This window comes from Xaviernesmea oryzae (assembly GCF_900109605.1).
In the GTDB taxonomy this organism is placed as follows: Bacteria; Pseudomonadota; Alphaproteobacteria; order Rhizobiales; family Rhizobiaceae; genus Xaviernesmea; species Xaviernesmea oryzae.
In genome coordinates, this window is sequence record NZ_FOAM01000006.1 from 197,064 (window position 1) to 211,934 (window position 14,871).

General features: G+C 63.0%; 11 protein-coding genes. 2 read left to right on the forward strand and 9 right to left on the reverse strand.

Annotated features, from left to right (window positions below; translation table 11 throughout):
* Positions 1 to 462 precede the first annotated feature (462 nt).
* The gene (locus tag BMX61_RS09615; protein ID WP_075626877.1) at positions 463 to 795 is read left to right on the forward strand and encodes a hypothetical protein; all 333 of its coding nucleotides are present in this window, start codon (positions 463 to 465) and stop codon (positions 793 to 795) included.
* Between the two features lie 168 nt (positions 796 to 963).
* On the opposite strand, the gene BMX61_RS09620 is transcribed toward BMX61_RS09615, so the two are convergent.
* Entirely contained in the window at positions 964 to 2,148 is a 1,185-nt protein-coding gene (locus tag BMX61_RS09620) for a Gfo/Idh/MocA family protein (protein ID WP_075626876.1), read from the reverse strand.
* Positions 2,149 to 2,329: 181 nt separating this feature from the next.
* Between BMX61_RS09620 and BMX61_RS09625 the strand changes: the two genes are divergently transcribed.
* Positions 2,330 to 2,965 (forward strand): CatB-related O-acetyltransferase, encoded by a 636-nt coding sequence (locus BMX61_RS09625; protein ID WP_075626875.1) that lies wholly within the window; start codon positions 2,330 to 2,332, stop codon positions 2,963 to 2,965.
* A 56-nt stretch (positions 2,966 to 3,021) separates the two neighbouring features.
* On the opposite strand, the gene BMX61_RS09630 is transcribed toward BMX61_RS09625, so the two are convergent.
* The 8 genes from BMX61_RS09630 to BMX61_RS09670 form a co-directional block, all read right to left on the reverse strand.
* On the reverse strand, positions 3,022 to 4,074 hold the full coding sequence (locus BMX61_RS09630) for a sugar phosphate isomerase/epimerase family protein (protein ID WP_075626874.1): 1,053 nt from the start codon (positions 4,072 to 4,074) through the stop codon (positions 3,022 to 3,024).
* A gap of 336 nt (positions 4,075 to 4,410) precedes the next feature.
* On the reverse strand, positions 4,411 to 5,934 hold the full coding sequence (locus BMX61_RS09635) for a globin-coupled sensor protein (RefSeq protein ID WP_075626873.1): 1,524 nt from the start codon (positions 5,932 to 5,934) through the stop codon (positions 4,411 to 4,413).
* Between the two features lie 386 nt (positions 5,935 to 6,320).
* Positions 6,321 to 7,628 (reverse strand): xylose isomerase, encoded by a 1,308-nt coding sequence (gene xylA / locus BMX61_RS09645; protein WP_075626871.1) that lies wholly within the window; start codon positions 7,626 to 7,628, stop codon positions 6,321 to 6,323.
* 72 nt (positions 7,629 to 7,700) lie between these two features.
* A complete protein-coding gene (xylB, locus tag BMX61_RS09650) occupies positions 7,701 to 9,155 on the reverse strand; it encodes a xylulokinase (RefSeq protein WP_075626870.1) in 1,455 nt (484 codons plus the stop codon).
* A gap of 3 nt (positions 9,156 to 9,158) precedes the next feature.
* Complete coding sequence (locus BMX61_RS09655) at positions 9,159 to 10,241, reverse strand: LacI family DNA-binding transcriptional regulator (RefSeq protein ID WP_075626869.1); 1,083 nt, start codon at positions 10,239 to 10,241, stop codon at positions 9,159 to 9,161.
* 96 nt (positions 10,242 to 10,337) lie between these two features.
* Positions 10,338 to 11,492 carry a metallophosphoesterase gene (locus BMX61_RS09660; RefSeq protein ID WP_075626868.1) on the reverse strand — a complete coding sequence of 385 codons (1,155 nt, stop codon included), beginning with the start codon at positions 11,490 to 11,492 and terminating at the stop codon, positions 10,338 to 10,340.
* A gap of 237 nt (positions 11,493 to 11,729) precedes the next feature.
* On the reverse strand, positions 11,730 to 13,283 hold the full coding sequence (locus BMX61_RS09665; RefSeq protein WP_092742525.1) for a DHA2 family efflux MFS transporter permease subunit: 1,554 nt from the start codon (positions 13,281 to 13,283) through the stop codon (positions 11,730 to 11,732).
* Positions 13,284 to 13,544: 261 nt separating this feature from the next.
* Complete coding sequence (locus BMX61_RS09670; protein ID WP_075627038.1) at positions 13,545 to 14,792, reverse strand: HlyD family secretion protein; 1,248 nt, start codon at positions 14,790 to 14,792, stop codon at positions 13,545 to 13,547.
* Between the last annotated feature and the right edge of the window lie 79 nt (positions 14,793 to 14,871).

The window sequence follows — 14,871 nt, forward strand, 5'->3', positions numbered from 1 at the left end:
ATCTACGGACAGAAAAGTCAATCGCTTGTGCCCGTGTGCGATGCAAGGGCGCTGTGGCGATTTCTACCTGTAGCGGCAGAAAATTCCAAATTCAGCGCACGACGTCATCCTCCCACCAGCTTGCTCCTGTAAAAGGACAGGATGCACCTTCGATTCTCGTGGGATCATTGCTTCATGCAAAACGGGCAATCTGAATGATGAAGGGGCTGTGCTGCGTATCAAAAGTCGAACTATTTGGGCATGTCGCACAAGCTTTGCGCGAATCGATCCTGGTTCAGATTTTAAACCTCTTCGGTCTAGAATCAGGGGCATGATCGGCATCAGGAAACTGAGACGTGTCTCGGACGAGAACGCACTCGGTTTTACCGGCGTATCGACTTGCGGAAATGACATGCATCACAACAGGAGCTTGAAGCGCGTGCGTGACCCTGAAGGATCGCGATCCGCTTTGGGAATGGCAACATGGCAACCATGAAGACACTCCTTCCCTGCGCAGCCTTGCTGCTCTTCTGCATCGCCTTGGCGGCCGTGGACGTTTTGGGTGAGCAGGCCTTGCAGATCAAGCTGGTCGCACAAGGCATGGCAAACGGTCCGACGGCGGACAATCCCTATACGGGCGCGATCAAAGCGCCGAGCCCCGGCAGCCCTGACAAGCCCCGCGCGGACACGTCGCAGGTCAAACGGCTCTTCTCGCAGACGACCTATTGCCGAAACGCCGGTGGCGTCATGACCTGCAGCAGGGTCGAGATCAGCAAGCCCGGGCGCAACCAGGAGGCCAACGGCGGAGAGCCTTGAGGCCAAGCGTCTCCGTCCGGCAGGCAGACGCAGAGAAGCCAGACGCAGACAAGACATCGGGCGCTCATCGAGCGCACGATGTCCAGCACCTCAGGCTGCGGCATGCGGCTTCCTCTCAAACGCCTGCGATTGAGAGGAACGATGCACGCGACGCTCTCCAGGTCAGGATCAAGCCTTGACCCAGGCGCCGTTGCGCTTGGAGGACTGCACGCAGGCATCGACGAAGAGCATGCCCTTCATACCGTCATCGATGGTGGGATAAAGGACTTCGGCGTCGGGTGCCGTGCCCTTGCGACGCGCATGGATGGCGCGGGCGGCCTCCATATAGATATTGGCGAAACCTTCGAGATAGCCTTCGGGATGGCCGCCGGGAATGCGGGTGACACGAGCGGCCTCGGGCCCGGCACCGGCACCGGCGCGGGTGATCAGGCGCTTGGGTTCGCCGAAGGGCGTGTACCAAAGATAGTTCGGGTCCTTTTGCGTCCATTCCAGGCCGCCCTTGGTGCCATAGATGCGGACCTGAAGCCCGTTTTCATGACCCGGTGCCACCTGGCTGCACCAGAGCATGCCCTTGGCGCGCACGCCGTCCTTCTCCTTGAAGCGCATCATCACATGGGCGTTGTCGTCGAGCGGACGGCCCTCCACAAAGCTGTCGAGATCGGCAGCCAGTTCGTCCAGTTCCAGTCCTGAGACGAAGCAGCCGAGATTATAGGCATGGGTGCCGATGTCGCCGGTGGAGCCTCCGGCGCCGGATTGAGCCGGATCGGTACGCCAGCTTGCCTGCTTGGAGCCGGTCTTTTCCACCGCTTCCGTCAGCCAGTCCTGCGGATACTCCATCTGCACCAGACGCACGGCACCGATGGCGCCTTCAGCCACCATGGCGCGGGCCTGGCGCACCATGGGATAGCCCGTGTAATTATGGGTCAACACGAAAAGCGCATCGCTCTCGTCCACCAGCTTCTTGAACTTGCGCGCATCGCCCAGAGTCGAGGTCAGCGGCTTGTCGCAGATCACATGGATGCCGCGCTTGAGAAACTCCTTGGCGGCGGCATAGTGGACATGGTTGGGCGTCACGATCGCGACCGCCTCGATCCCGTCCTTCAGCCGTGCCTCGCGAATCGCCATTTCTTTAAAGTCAGAATAGGTGCGCGCGGGATCGAGCCCGAGTTCCAGGCCCGAAGCCTTGGCCTTTTCCGGCGTCGAGGACAGGGCGCCCGCCACCAGCTGAAACTCCCCATCCAGACGCGCGGCCATGCGATGCACGGCGCCGATGAAGGCGCCGGAGCCACCGCCGACCATGCCGAGCCGGATCGGTGCCTCGCGCTTGGTCTCATTGTTGCTTTCGATAGCCATGTTTCTCCTCCTCATCCATCCCGACTGGATCTTTCATCCGGAATCCATTAGCATCCCCTGCAAGCAAAAGGATGCCCTGACAATGAACAACTGAGCGTCAACCTCTCTGGAGGTCGATCACCCTGCCCGCAGCGCCACAAGCGGCTCCGGGCTTGCTCAGTTCTGTTTCAAGGTCCGCATCATGCCATTGCTCAATGCCGAAGCCCTGCATCCGATCATGCTGCCAGACGGCACACTTTACCGCGATACCGTTCATCTCAAGCACGCGGTCATCCATCCGCGCATGGAGATCGGTGACTTCAGCTACTACACCCATTCCGGCAAGGTCGAAGAGACTGCTGGGATCCTGGCCCCGTATCTGTTCCCGACCAGTAGGGAAAAGCTCGTCATCGGCCGTTACGTGCAGATCGCGCGCGGCAGTTATTTCATCAGCGCCGACGCCAATCACCCGATGGATGGCTTCACCACCTATCCGTTTCGCATCTTCAATCCGGAAACCTTTGGTTATCCGAACCTGCCCTATCGCGATACCATCGTCGGCCATGACGTCTGGATCTGCCACAAGGCCACGATCATGTCCGGCGTCACCATCGGCCATGGCGCGATCATCGCGGCGGAGGCGGTCGTCACCCGCGACATTCCGCCTTACGCCATTGTCGGCGGCAATCCCGCCCGCCTGATCCGCATGCGTTATCCGCAAGAGGTCATCGACCTGCTTCTCACTATTGCCTGGTGGGACTGGCCCATGGACAAGCTGGAGGCCAATCTCGCCATTCTGGAACGTGGCGACCTGGAAGCGCTGAAGGCACTCGCCTGACAGGCAAGCGCCCTGATCAGCCCCTCCAGACGAAGGGCTGGTCAGGGATGCATGGATCAGAGCCCCAGCATGCGCCGGTTGGCGGCCTCGTCCGTGCCGCCGGCAGCGAAATCGTCGAAGGCCTTGTCGGTGACGCGGATGATATGGTGCTTGACGAACTCGGCACCCTCACGCGCGCCGTCCTCGGAATTCTTCAGCGCACATTCCCATTCGACCACGGCCCAGCCGTCGAAATCATTGGCAGTGAGCTTGGAGAAAACCGCGCCGAAATCCACCTGCCCGTCGCCGAGCGAGCGGAAGCGGCCGGCCCGGTTGACCCAGCCTTGATAGCCGCCATAGACGCCCTGCCGCCCGGTCGGGTTGAACTCCGCATCCTTCACATGGAACATGCGGATGCGGTCTTTGTAGATGTCGATATTGTCCAGATAATCCAGGCATTGCAGCACGTAATGCGAGGGATCGTAGAGCATGCAGGCGCGGGCATGATTGCCGGTGCGCTCCAGAAACATCTCGTAGGTCACGCCGTCATGCAGATCCTCGCCGGGATGGATCTCGTAGCAGACGTCGACGCCGCACTCCTCGGCATGATCGAGGATCGGCGTCCAGCGGCGAGCCAGTTCGTCAAAGGCGGTTTCCACCAGGCCGGCCGGGCGCTGCGGCCAGGGATAGATAAAGGGCCAAGCCAGCGCGCCGGAAAAGGTGGCATGCGCCGTCAGGCCGAGATTTCTAGAGGCGCTGAGCGCCATCTTCACCTGCTCGACAGCCCATTCCTGGCGCGCCTTGGGATTGCCGCGCACTTCGGGCGCCGCAAAACCGTCAAAGGCCTCGTCATAAGCGGGATGCACCGCCACGAGCTGGCCCTGCAGATGGGTCGAAAGCTCGGTCACTTCGACACCGTTCTCGCGCGCCTTGCCGGCAAATTCGTCGCAATAATCCTTCGAGCCCGCTGCCTTCTTCAGGTCGATCAGCTGGCTTGCCCAGGTCGGTACCTGCACGCCGACATAGCCCTTATCGGCGGCCCATTTGGTGATGGCATCCCAGGAATTAAACGGCGCGGCGTCGCCTGCGAACTGGCCGAGGAAGATGCCCGGCCCCTTGATCGTCTTCATCTGATCTCCTCCCGCCTGATGAGCCCGGCAGACGCGAAGGCGCCGGGTAATCTTTTCTTGCCCCATCCGCCTCCTTGGGGCCGGGACTGCCGTCACAAACGCAGTGTAAACGTTTGCATGCGAGCGGAAGGTACCAGTTTGGAGCCTGGAAGCAAGCCGCCAGCACGCGAAAAAGCCGCTGACGGAAAGCAATTTTTCATATTTTCTTCAGCGACTTAGAGAGCAAACGCGCTCAGGCGCGCGCCTTCCGGCACGCGCCGCTGCATCTCTAACCGCTTCTTCGCCGAGGCCCGGCCAGCGTCGGCCTCGACCCCCGCCAAGCTTACCGCCTATGCATCACCCTGCGCTGCGCAAGCGGCTGCTTGAGGCGACGTCCGCCGTCGAACCGTGACCGACCCGCGCGGAGGTGCGGAACTGGCCGATCAGATCTTTCAGGTTGCCGCTGACCTCGGCAAGCGCATGGGTCGCCGCATTGGTCTGTTCGACCATGGCGGCATTCTGCTGCGTTGCCTGGTCCATGCTGGTGATGGCCGAATTGATCTCGCTGATGCCGGAGGCCTGTTCGCGCGCGGAGCTGGCGATCGCATCGATATGTTCGTTGATGCCGACAACCTGGCTACCGATCGTCTGCAGCGCGTCGCCGGCGCGATTGACCAGCGAAACGCCCTTCAGAACTTCGTTGAAAGAGCTGTCGATCAGCCCCTTGATTTCGCGTGCGGCATCGGCGGATTTTTGCGCGAGTTCGCGCACCTCCTGCGCCACCACGGCGAAACCCTTGCCCGCCTCGCCGGCACGCGCAGCCTCCACACCGGCATTCAATGCCAGGAGATTGGTCTGGAAGGAAATCTGATCGATGACGCTGATGATCTGCGTCACCTTGCGTGAGGAGTCCTCGATCGCACTCATGGCCGCCACGGCCTCGGCAACCACGGCGCCCGAGCGGCCAGCCTCTTCCGTCGTGCGGGCCACAATGTCACGGGCTAGATGGGCACGCTCCGCCGACTGGCCGGAGATGGTTGTGATCTGCTCCAGCGCCGCAGCCGTTTCCTCGAGCGAGGCTGCCTGATGCTCCGTACGCTTGGCCATGTCATCGGCGGCCGAAAGCATTTCATGGGCGTTGTCGGACGCGTCCTGCGCCGCGCCCGCCACAGCATGCATGGCATCGTCGAGGCGATCGATCGCCCGGTTGAAATTCTGCCTGAGACTTTCGAACTGCGGGGCGAGCGCGTCACCGATCTGGCTCGTCAGATCGCCTTCAGCCAGCGAGACGAGCGATCGCTCCAGCGCGAAGAGCGCCGCTGTCTGCTCACGCCGCTCTTCGGCCTGCTGCGCTTCAAGCCGCGCCCGCTGCTCCTGCAGCGTGTCGAGATAAACGGTGATGGCATAATCCATATCGACGAGCGCAGCCTTGACGACGGACGTGATCCGATCGCTCACGCCCTTAGCGCGCGGGCGATGGAGAAAGCCGGACAGTTCCTTTTCCACGATGCTTTTCAGCAAGGCTTCGAGCATCAGGCTATATCCGCCTATGTACCAGCGCGGCTCCAGGCCGATGCGGGCATGGGCCTTGCCGATAGCGTTGACTTTCTGGGCATATCCCTCGTCGAACCGGCCGGAGGCGATGGTTTCCCAATGCTGCGCCTGGGCTTGCTTGGCCGCCTGGACATGGGCCTGATCGCGGAAAAACTTGGAGGTATGGGGATGATGCGCGATCTTGGCGTAGAACTGATCCAGCGCCGGGCCGACCGAGGTGGAAATCAGGGGCAGGATGTCTGCGAGCGTCGCGCGCTGCTCCTGCCCGAGATTGACGAAATCGAGCCGCGCCTGCAGATCGGAGATGGATGTGGTGGTGTCGCTCATTCTTGGCCCCAAGCAGCTGCGTCCGCGCCGGTCCTTAAAGCCTGCGCGAGAAGAAGATGACCGAGCGGCAACGGCGCGGCGCTGTGCCGATCCGCCCCCGGAACGACACCAAGCCGAAAGTCCATACAGGCGAGCAGGCTGAACCAGCCCTGCCGTCGCGCCGCGCACTGCGGGAAAAACCATGCCTTGCGGTTGCACTCAGTCATTGACTGGACCATCGCAGCAGCGCCCTAACAAGGATTTAACCAAGCCGAATCCCTTATCAGAATTAGGGATCACTCCAGTTCGATCGAATAAAATGTAATCATGAACTTTCGTAGCAAAGACATTGATCAGTCAGCGCCGACCTACCATAAAGGTGGGGGCCGGCGCTGACCGTATTTGGCTCAGACGTAACGGTTGACGATGTTTTCCAGGAGCTCCTGCTTGCCGGAGCGGGGCTGCGGATTGAGATCGGTGCTCTCGACCAGCGAAGCCAGGTCTTCCAGGGACATCGCGGTCAGGCGCTTCTTGCCCTTTTCCGTTGCCCAGCCGGCATAGCGCTGTTCAAGCGGCTTCGACAGCGCACCATCCTCGATCATCCGTGCTGCCGCCTTCAGGCCGCGCGCGCAGGCATCCATGCCGCCGATATGGCCGATCAGCAGATCTTCCGGATCGAGCGACTGGCGGCGCAGCTTGGCGTCGAAATTGGTACCGCCGGTGGTGAAACCACCGCCTGCCAGAACCTGGTAATAGGCCAGCGCCATTTCCGGCACGTTGTTCGGGAACTGATCGGTATCCCAGCCGGACTGGTAGTCGTTGCGGTTCATGTCGATCGAGCCGAAGACGCCGAGCGCATTGGCGAGCGCCAGCTCATGCTCGAAGGAATGGCCCGCGAGGATCGCATGTCCCTGCTCGATGTTGAGCTTGACCTCGTTTTCCAGGCCGTAGGTCTTCAGGAAGCCGTAGACGGTCGCGACATCGTAATCATACTGGTGCTTGGTCGGCTCCTGCGGCTTCGGCTCGATCAGGATCGTGCCCTTGAAGCCGATCTTGTGCTTGTACTCGACGACCATGTTGAGGAAGCGGCCGAGCTGGTCCAGCTCCTGCTTCAGATTGGTGTTGAGCAGGGTCTCATAGCCTTCGCGGCCGCCCCAGAGCACATAGTTCTCGCCGTTCAGCCGGTGGGTGGCGTCGATGCAGGTCTTCACCGTGGCAGCAGCAAAAGCGAAGACATCCGGATCCGGATTGGTGGCCGCGCCCGACATGTAGCGGCGGTGCGAGAACAGGTTGGCCGTGCCCCAAAGCAGCTTCACACCGGTTTCGGCCTGCTTCTTTTCGAAGTGGTCGACGATGGCGTTGAGGTTGGCCGTGTTTTCCTTGAAGTCCTTGCCTTCCGGACGGACATCGGCATCGTGGAAGCAATAATAGGGCGCGCCGAGCAGCTGGAAGAATTCGAAGGCTACGTCAGCCTTCAGCTTGGCCGCATCCAGCGTGTCGTTGAACCAAGGGCGCTCGAAGGTCTGGCCGCCGAAGGGATCGCCGCCCGGCCAGACGAAGGTGTGCCAATAGGCGACGGCGAAGCGCAGATGATCTTCCAGCCGCTTGCCGAGCACCACCTCGTCCGGATTGTAGTGCCGGAAGGCGAGCGGATTGGTGCTGTCAGGACCCTCGAATTTGATCTTCTGGATATTGCCGAAAAAGCCGGTGCTCATGGATGTCTCCTCAGTGGATTTTTCACGTTAAAGCTAGGCGCGCCCGAACACCGGATGCGCCATGGTCCGCCGTCAATGAGACAGCGGGCGGATTGCGGGATACAGCGCGCGGTAGCGGCCATAGGCCTCCTCATACGCCGCCGTCAGGGCCGTATCGGGTTCGATGGTCTCTGCGGTGGCGGGCGGCGTAAAGACGGAGCACGGATCGGCGCCGGTCGCGGCGACGAGGCCGAGACGGGCCGCGCCGAAGGCGGCGCCGAAATCGCCATCGGCGGGAATATCGACGGGGACGCCAAGGGCCGTGGCGATCGAGGCCAGCCAGTAGCGAGAGCGAGAGCCGCCGCCGATGGCGGTGACGCGCGAGACTGAGGTTCCGGCCGACTTCAGCGCTTCCAGATTGTCGCGAATGGCAAAGCTCACGCCCTCGATCACCGCCTGGGTCAACACCTTGCGGCTGCTGGCATGTTCGAGTCCCATAAAGGCGCCCCGGATGGCTGCGTCATTATGCGGTGTCCGCTCACCGGAAAGATAAGGCAGGAAGGTCACGGCGGAGGGTTCCAGCAGCCGGTCACCCAGTTCAGAGGTCAGCTCGGCGGAGGATTTGCCGGTGATCTGCGCATACCAATTCAGCGCATCGGTGGCCGAGAGGATGACGCCCATCTGGTGCCATGTGTCAGGAAGCGCGTGGCAGAAGGCGTGAACCGCGCTTTCCGGCTTGGGCAGATAGGCGTCATTGGCTACAAAGAGCACGCCCGAGGTGCCGAGCGAAACGAAGGCCTGGCCTGCGGCCACCGTGCCCATGCCGCAGGCAGAGGCCGCATTGTCGCCAGCACCTCCGGCGACGACGACCTCCGTGCCCATGCCCCAGCCCCGCGCGAGATCGGCCTTCAGCGTGCCGCCAGGTGCAGTGCCCTCCACCAGCGCTGGCATCTGCGCACGCGTCATGTCGGTTGCGGCCAGAAGCGCGTCCGACCAGGCGCGCTTGCCGGTATCGAGCCAAGAGGTGCCGGCGGAATCCGACATTTCAGAAATATGCTCTCCTGTCAGCCAGAAGCGCAGATAGTCCTTGGGCAGGAGCACCTTGGCGACCTTGGCAAAGATGTCCGGCTCGTTCTCCTTGACCCAGACCAGCTTCGGCGCCGTGAAGCCGGGGAAGACGATATTGCCGGTGAGCGCGCGAAAGCGCGGGTCGGCATCGAGCCTGGCGGCCTGGGCAGCGCTGCGGGTGTCGTTCCAGAGAATGCAGGGTCGCAAGACGGCGTTGGACGCATCGAGCAGCGTCGCGCCGTGCATCTGGCCGGAGAGGCCGATGCCCCTGACCGCCGCAAGCGCCTGCGGATGTGCCGATTTCAATCCGCCGATCGCCTCCTCCGTGGCGCGGATCCAGTGCGCCGGATCCTGCTCGGACCAGCCATGATGCGGTCGGGAGACGGTCAATTCTCCCGAGGCCGAACCGACGATGCGCTGCGATTCATCGATCAGAAGCGCTTTGACGCCGGAAGTTCCGAGGTCGAGGCCGAGAAACATGACTTACTCTCCTGTGGGCAAATGGGGGTCGGACAGGGCCTGACGGGCAGGCGGCAGATTGTCCTTCAAGAAAATATCGATGCGGATGCGCTCCTGAGCCGGATCGAAGACGAGGCCGTCGGCAAAGGCGCGCAACACACGCACGGCACTACGGGCGATGTGGCCGGGATCCTGGGCAAGCACGGCATCCACCAGCCCTTCTTCCAGAGCCTGGCGCGTATGGTCGGATAGTTCATGCACCACGACGGCCTGAGGACGCGGCATCTTCGTCTGCGCCAAGGCACGCACGAGGCCGCGGTCGCCGGCGCCGAGGCTGTAAATGCCGGCGAGGTCAGGCTGCTCGGCCAGAAGGCGCTTCGCCAGCGCCTCCACCTTCGCCGGATCGTCCTCCCCTTCCAGAACCGGCAGCAGCGTCAGCCCTTCTCCCGCCTCCCTAAGCGCCTGGGCAAATCCATCCAGCCGCTCGCGATGGTCGCGCAGGCTGAGAGAGCCGGCGATCACCGCCACCGCGCCGCGACTGCCCGACAGAAACCGGCGCATCAGCCCGCCGGCGGTGCGCCCTGCCGCCATATTGTCAATGCCGGCAAAGTGGTTGCGCCCTGAGGCAGGCAGATCCGAGACAAGCGTCGCCACGGGAATGCCCCGCGCCTGCAAGGTCCGCACGGCGGCTGCCACTTCCGGCGCCTCGACGGCGACCACGGCAATGCCGGCCGGCTCGTCTTCGCCCGCCTTGATCAGCGCTGCTGCAAGCGCTGGCGCATCGAGCGGCGGCACGCAATCCAGCGACACGGCGACACGCTCCAGTCCGCCGGGTCTGAGCGCGGGATTGCCGACCTGGCGCACATGCGCCTCTAGCGCGCGCATGAAAGGATTGTCACCCGAAGGCAGGATGAAACGGATGGGATAGATGCGGCTCTTGGCCAGATTGGCGGCAGCAACGTCGCGCACATAGCCAAGCCGCTCCACGGCGGCCTGCACACGCAGTCGCGTCTCGCTGCGCACGCCCGCCCGCGCGTTCAGTACCCTGTCGACGGTTGCCAGGCTGACGCCCGCTTCCGCCGCGATGTCGTGCACCGTCGGCCGCATGATCTTCCTCCCGGCCGAAGGCTTAGAACAGATCCTGATGCACGTAAATCAAATTCTGATGTACGTGCATCATTTTTCGTTTGCAGGAGAATGACCTCAGGCAATCGGCTTGGTGAAGGCGTGGGTGAACTCGACCGTTCCCTGTCCGTCGCGCGCCTCGCCGAACGCCACATCCATGGCCTCGGTGTTGATGCGCACCAGCGCGAAGCCGCCAAGAAAGGCGGCACAAGCGGTGAAGATATCGAGCCCATCGGCCTGGTAAGCCATGGCTTGATCATGCTGATGGCCATGGAATAGCCCGACGACGCGATAGGGCTTGAGGATCTCCACAAGCGCGGCCCGCTCAGCGGCGCTCCACCAATGCGCTTCGCCTGCGCCGGTGGCATCGAAGGTCTTGGCCTGCGGATCCCAGACCTCGGTGGAGAAATGATCCCAGCCATAATGCTGGAAGATCGCCACCGGGCGGCCGTCGGCAGCGCTGGCGGCGAGGTCGGCCTTCAGCCAGTCGAGCCCGCTTGGCGCGCCATGGCCCCGGTCGCCGCCGAAGCGCTGCAGCTGCACCAGATGCAAACCGCCCCAATCCCAGGAATAGCTGTCGGAGAGCACGTCATAATTGCCGACCGGCACGGGCGGCGTCGAGAAGACCGTCGAGCGATGGGTGAACTCGACATAATCGCGCAGCTCGCGGCGATACCAATCGACATGTCCAGCCGCACCGTCCTGATCGATATCATGATTGCCGAGGCCGACATAGGCCGGCATGGCCAGTTGGCCGGGGCCGGATCCCTGACTGTAACGGTTGGCGAACTGCTTGAGCTGCCAGCCCTCGCCCGGCACCTTGACCTGACCACCGCCATCGTCGGTGAGGTCGCCGGCAATCACCAAGCCAAGGGGGCGGGCAATCGGCTGGCCGGCGCTATAAAGGCCGCTCGGCTGCCCGCCGATCCGCTCAGGCCAGGCCTTGCCGGCCAGCGCATTCAGCGCCGTGACATGGCGAACCAGATTGGCGTCGGTCTTTCCCTGCTCGGCGCAATCGGGCGACAGCGCATCCGCCGAGATCAGACAGGCATGCACATCGGAGGTGAAAAGGAAGGTGGCGTCGACAGGCGGCCGGCTTGTCGTAGCAGATGCGGCACCTGGCGCCGCTGCCTGAGACCAGGCCGGTCCGGCCGGCGAGGTCGCAGTTGCCAGCAACGCACCGCCAGCACCGCGCAGAAATCGCCGCCGGGATAGTCCTGTCAACAAGGGCATGGGCCAAGCTCCTTTCCATGCGCCACCGCTCAGTCAGGCAGCGCCGCCTGCTTCGTCGGCAAAGCTTGACACGGGCAGAGCCCGGTCGCGAGCAGATTTGCAGGGGACCAGAGCGAAAAATGCAATCATTGACCGTAATGCGGACGGCGAAGATGCCAAGGCACCGGCGCAGCCGTGATCGCCGCGCCGGTGCAAGACCGATCCTCATATCTGCCGTTCAGGCTGCCCTGCGCCGCCTCAATGCCCGCCGCCGGCACCCGATGGCGCGGCCTGCGGTTTCTTGATCAGCGCCACGCAGAGGATCAACGCCGAGAACAGGCCGGTGAGCAGGATGAAAATATCCGAGAAGGACATGACCGAGGCCTGGGTCTGGACAATGCCGGACAATTGCCTGAGCGCGGCCGTGTGGCCATCGATGCCGTGCGCGGTGTAATTTCCGGCAATCGTGTTCAGCTTCTCTACGGCCGCCGGATTGCCCCAATGCACATGTTCGGAGAGCTGGGCATAGTGCATATCCTGCCTGCGGGTCAGAAGCGTGTTGATGATGGCAAGGCCGACGGCGCCGCCGAGATTTCGGGTCAGGTTGAACAGGCCGGATGCGCCGCCGATTCGCTCGCGCGGCAGCGTGCCGAGCGCGATGTTGTTAATCGGCACCATGCACATCATCAGCCCGAAGCCGCGCAGGATCTGCGGCACCAGAAGCTCATAGAAATCCCAGTCGGCGGTGATACCGCTCATGATCCAGGTGCCGAGCGAAAAGCTGGTGAAGCCGGCGACCATCAGCGCGCGCGGATCGAATTTGCCCGAGAGAATGCCGGCAATCGGCGCGGTGAAGAACATGGCGAGACCGGAGACGAACATGGTCTCGCCGATCATCAGCGAGTCGTAATGGCGGATGCGCCCGAGATAGAGCGGGTAGAGATAGGTCAGGCCATAGAGCCCGATGCCCATGATGAAGGAAAAAAGCGAACCGAAGGCAAAGTTGCGGTTCGAGAAGGACCGCAGATCCACCACGGGAAAGTCGACCGTGAAGGCTCTCCAGAAGAAGACGACCGCGGCAATGGCGCTGGCGACGGCGCCGAACACGATTCGTTCGTCGCTGAACCAGTCATTGGTATTGCCCTCTTCCAGCACATATTCCAGCGCGCCGAGAAAGACCCCCATCGAGATGAGGCCCCACCAGTCGAAGCGCTTGAACAGCGCGAGATTGGGCTTGTCGAAATCGATATAGGTCCAGGTGACGATCGCCACGACGATGCCGGGGGGAACGTTGACCAGAAACAGCCAGTGCCAGGAGAAGGCATGGCTGAGATAACCGCCGACCGTCGGGCCGATGGTGGGCGCCAGCGTGGCGATCAGGCCGATGATCGGCGAGACGACATTGCGCTTGGAGGGCGGGAAGATGGTGAAGGCGGCCGCGAAGACCGAGGGAATCATGCCGCCGCCGATAAAGCCCTGCAGCGCGCGATAGATGATCATTTCCTCGATGCTGCTGGACGTGGCGGCCAGCGCGCTGGCAACGGTGAAGCCGATGGCGGCGCTGGCAAAGAGCACGCGCGTCGACACGATGCGCGCCAGCGTGCCGGACAGCGGGATCATGATCACCTCGGCGATCAGATAGGAGGTCTGAACCCAGCCAATTTCGTCCGAACCGGCGGAGATACCGGCCTGGATTTCCGCAAGCGAGGCCGAGACGATCTGAATGTCGAGGATCGACATGAACATGCCGACAACCATGGCGAAAAAGGCAATGAGCCGCTTCGGGTCCATCCGCTCTTCCGCCGGCGCCATCGGACGGGCCGGCTGTTGGACGGGCCGCGCGCCGGATCCGACCGCTTGAATTGAGGCCATGGCTGATGTCTCCGCCTGTCTGCCCTGAAGCGTCGTGAGGGTCGCGGTCACCGCGCTGGATGCGCGCCCGGGCCGGCCGGCGGCTTCGTCCTTTGAAAATTGATGTTTATCCGGCCAGGACGAAGCCCGGCCGCACCGGCGCAAGCCGGGCAAGGCAACCGCCGGGGCGAGCCCGGCGGGCGATCTTCATGCCGAAGCGCCTTACTTGGCGGCAGTATCGGTGGCGCCGGGGGCCGTGCGGCGGTCGACATCGACGACCACGCTCAGGCCCGCGCGCAGCCGGCCACTGTCGAGCGCATCCTTGGGCAAGCTGATGCGAACGGGAACCCGTTGGATCACCTTGGTGAAGTTGCCCGTGGCGTTCTCAGGCGGCAGCAGCGAGAAGACCGAGCCGGAGGCCGGCGCGATCGACTGGACGGTGCCTTCGATCGGCTTTTCGTCATAGGCATCGACATGCACCTTGACCTTCGATCCGGGCACGAGGCCGGCGATCTGGGTCTCCTTGAAGTTCGCGTCGATATAGAGTGCCTCGGTCGGCACCAGGGCGGCGAGCCGCTGGCCCGAGGAAACGAGATCCCCCTTCTGCACCGAGACATTGCCGACGACACCGTCATAGGGCGCCTTGAGAATGGTGAAGCTCAGGTCGCGCGCCGCCTTGTCGCGGGCCAGCTCGAGCGATCGGATGGTGCTCTCCGCCTCGGCACGCTGCGCCTTGAGAACCGCGATATTGGCATCCGCGACGGCGATGCTGGAATCGGCGGCCAGCAGATTGGCGCGGGCCTGATCGAGCGCCACATTGGCCGCATCCAGCGCGGCAGCCGTGCCGACCGAGCGGGAGGCGAGATCGCTCTCGCGCCGCTGGGTGATTTCCGCGCCGCGCACAGCGGCCTGCAGAGCCACCTTCTGCGCCTGCGCCTGAGCCCGCGAGGCCTCGGCACCCGTGGTCTGCGCATCAAAACGGGCAAGCGACAGCTTCTCGGTGGCGATCTGCGCCTCGGCCTGTTCGAGCGCGATGCGATAATCGCCATTGTCGAGAACGACAAGCGGATCGCCGGCCTTCACATGCTGGTTGGCGATCACCGGGACGCTCTCGACATAGCCTGACACCTTCGGCGAGATCGATGCGATGTCGCCTTCGATATAGGCGTCGTCGGTCGAAACCATGAAGCGGCCATTGGTCCACCATTCATGGCCGTACCAGGCAGCGCCCGCCAGAACGGCAAGACCGATGATCGGCAGCAGGAAACCACGGCGCTTCTTTGCCGGTGCGGCGGCCTGCGCCTGAGCAGCCTGGGCCGGCGCAGCCTGTGCGGGCGCAGCCTCAGCCTTGCTTTCCGCCGGACGCACCTCGCCTGTCGGCTGGCCTTCGCGCACTGTTGCCGACGGATCGGCCGGGAGAGTTTCGACAGGGCGAACGTGCGCCGCGCTGGAAGTGGTCTTGGCTGCCATGGAAGCATACCCGCAAAATGAAGAGAAAAGCGAAGGATCGGACCGAACCGTTCGGTTCGAATTGACATAGGCTGAATGA

What these genes read in the sequence shown, in the direction of transcription:
- BMX61_RS09615 (WP_075626877.1), top strand. Translation starts at nt 463, where the DNA reads ATGGCAACCATGAAGACACTCCTTCCCTGCGCAGCCTTGCTGCTCTTC.
- BMX61_RS09620 (WP_075626876.1), bottom strand. Translation starts at nt 2,148, where the DNA reads ATGGCTATCGAAAGCAACAATGAGACCAAGCGCGAGGCACCGATCCGG.
- BMX61_RS09625 (WP_075626875.1), top strand. Translation starts at nt 2,330, where the DNA reads ATGCCATTGCTCAATGCCGAAGCCCTGCATCCGATCATGCTGCCAGAC.
- BMX61_RS09630 (WP_075626874.1), bottom strand. Translation starts at nt 4,074, where the DNA reads ATGAAGACGATCAAGGGGCCGGGCATCTTCCTCGGCCAGTTCGCAGGC.
- BMX61_RS09635 (WP_075626873.1), bottom strand. Translation starts at nt 5,934, where the DNA reads ATGAGCGACACCACCACATCCATCTCCGATCTGCAGGCGCGGCTCGAT.
- xylA (WP_075626871.1), bottom strand. Translation starts at nt 7,628, where the DNA reads ATGAGCACCGGCTTTTTCGGCAATATCCAGAAGATCAAATTCGAGGGT.
- xylB (WP_075626870.1), bottom strand. Translation starts at nt 9,155, where the DNA reads ATGTTTCTCGGCCTCGACCTCGGAACTTCCGGCGTCAAAGCGCTTCTG.
- BMX61_RS09655 (WP_075626869.1), bottom strand. Translation starts at nt 10,241, where the DNA reads ATGCGGCCGACGGTGCACGACATCGCGGCGGAAGCGGGCGTCAGCCTG.
- BMX61_RS09660 (WP_075626868.1), bottom strand. Translation starts at nt 11,492, where the DNA reads ATGCCCTTGTTGACAGGACTATCCCGGCGGCGATTTCTGCGCGGTGCT.
- BMX61_RS09665 (WP_092742525.1), bottom strand. Translation starts at nt 13,283, where the DNA reads ATGGCGCCGGCGGAAGAGCGGATGGACCCGAAGCGGCTCATTGCCTTT.
- BMX61_RS09670 (WP_075627038.1), bottom strand. Translation starts at nt 14,792, where the DNA reads ATGGCAGCCAAGACCACTTCCAGCGCGGCGCACGTTCGCCCTGTCGAA.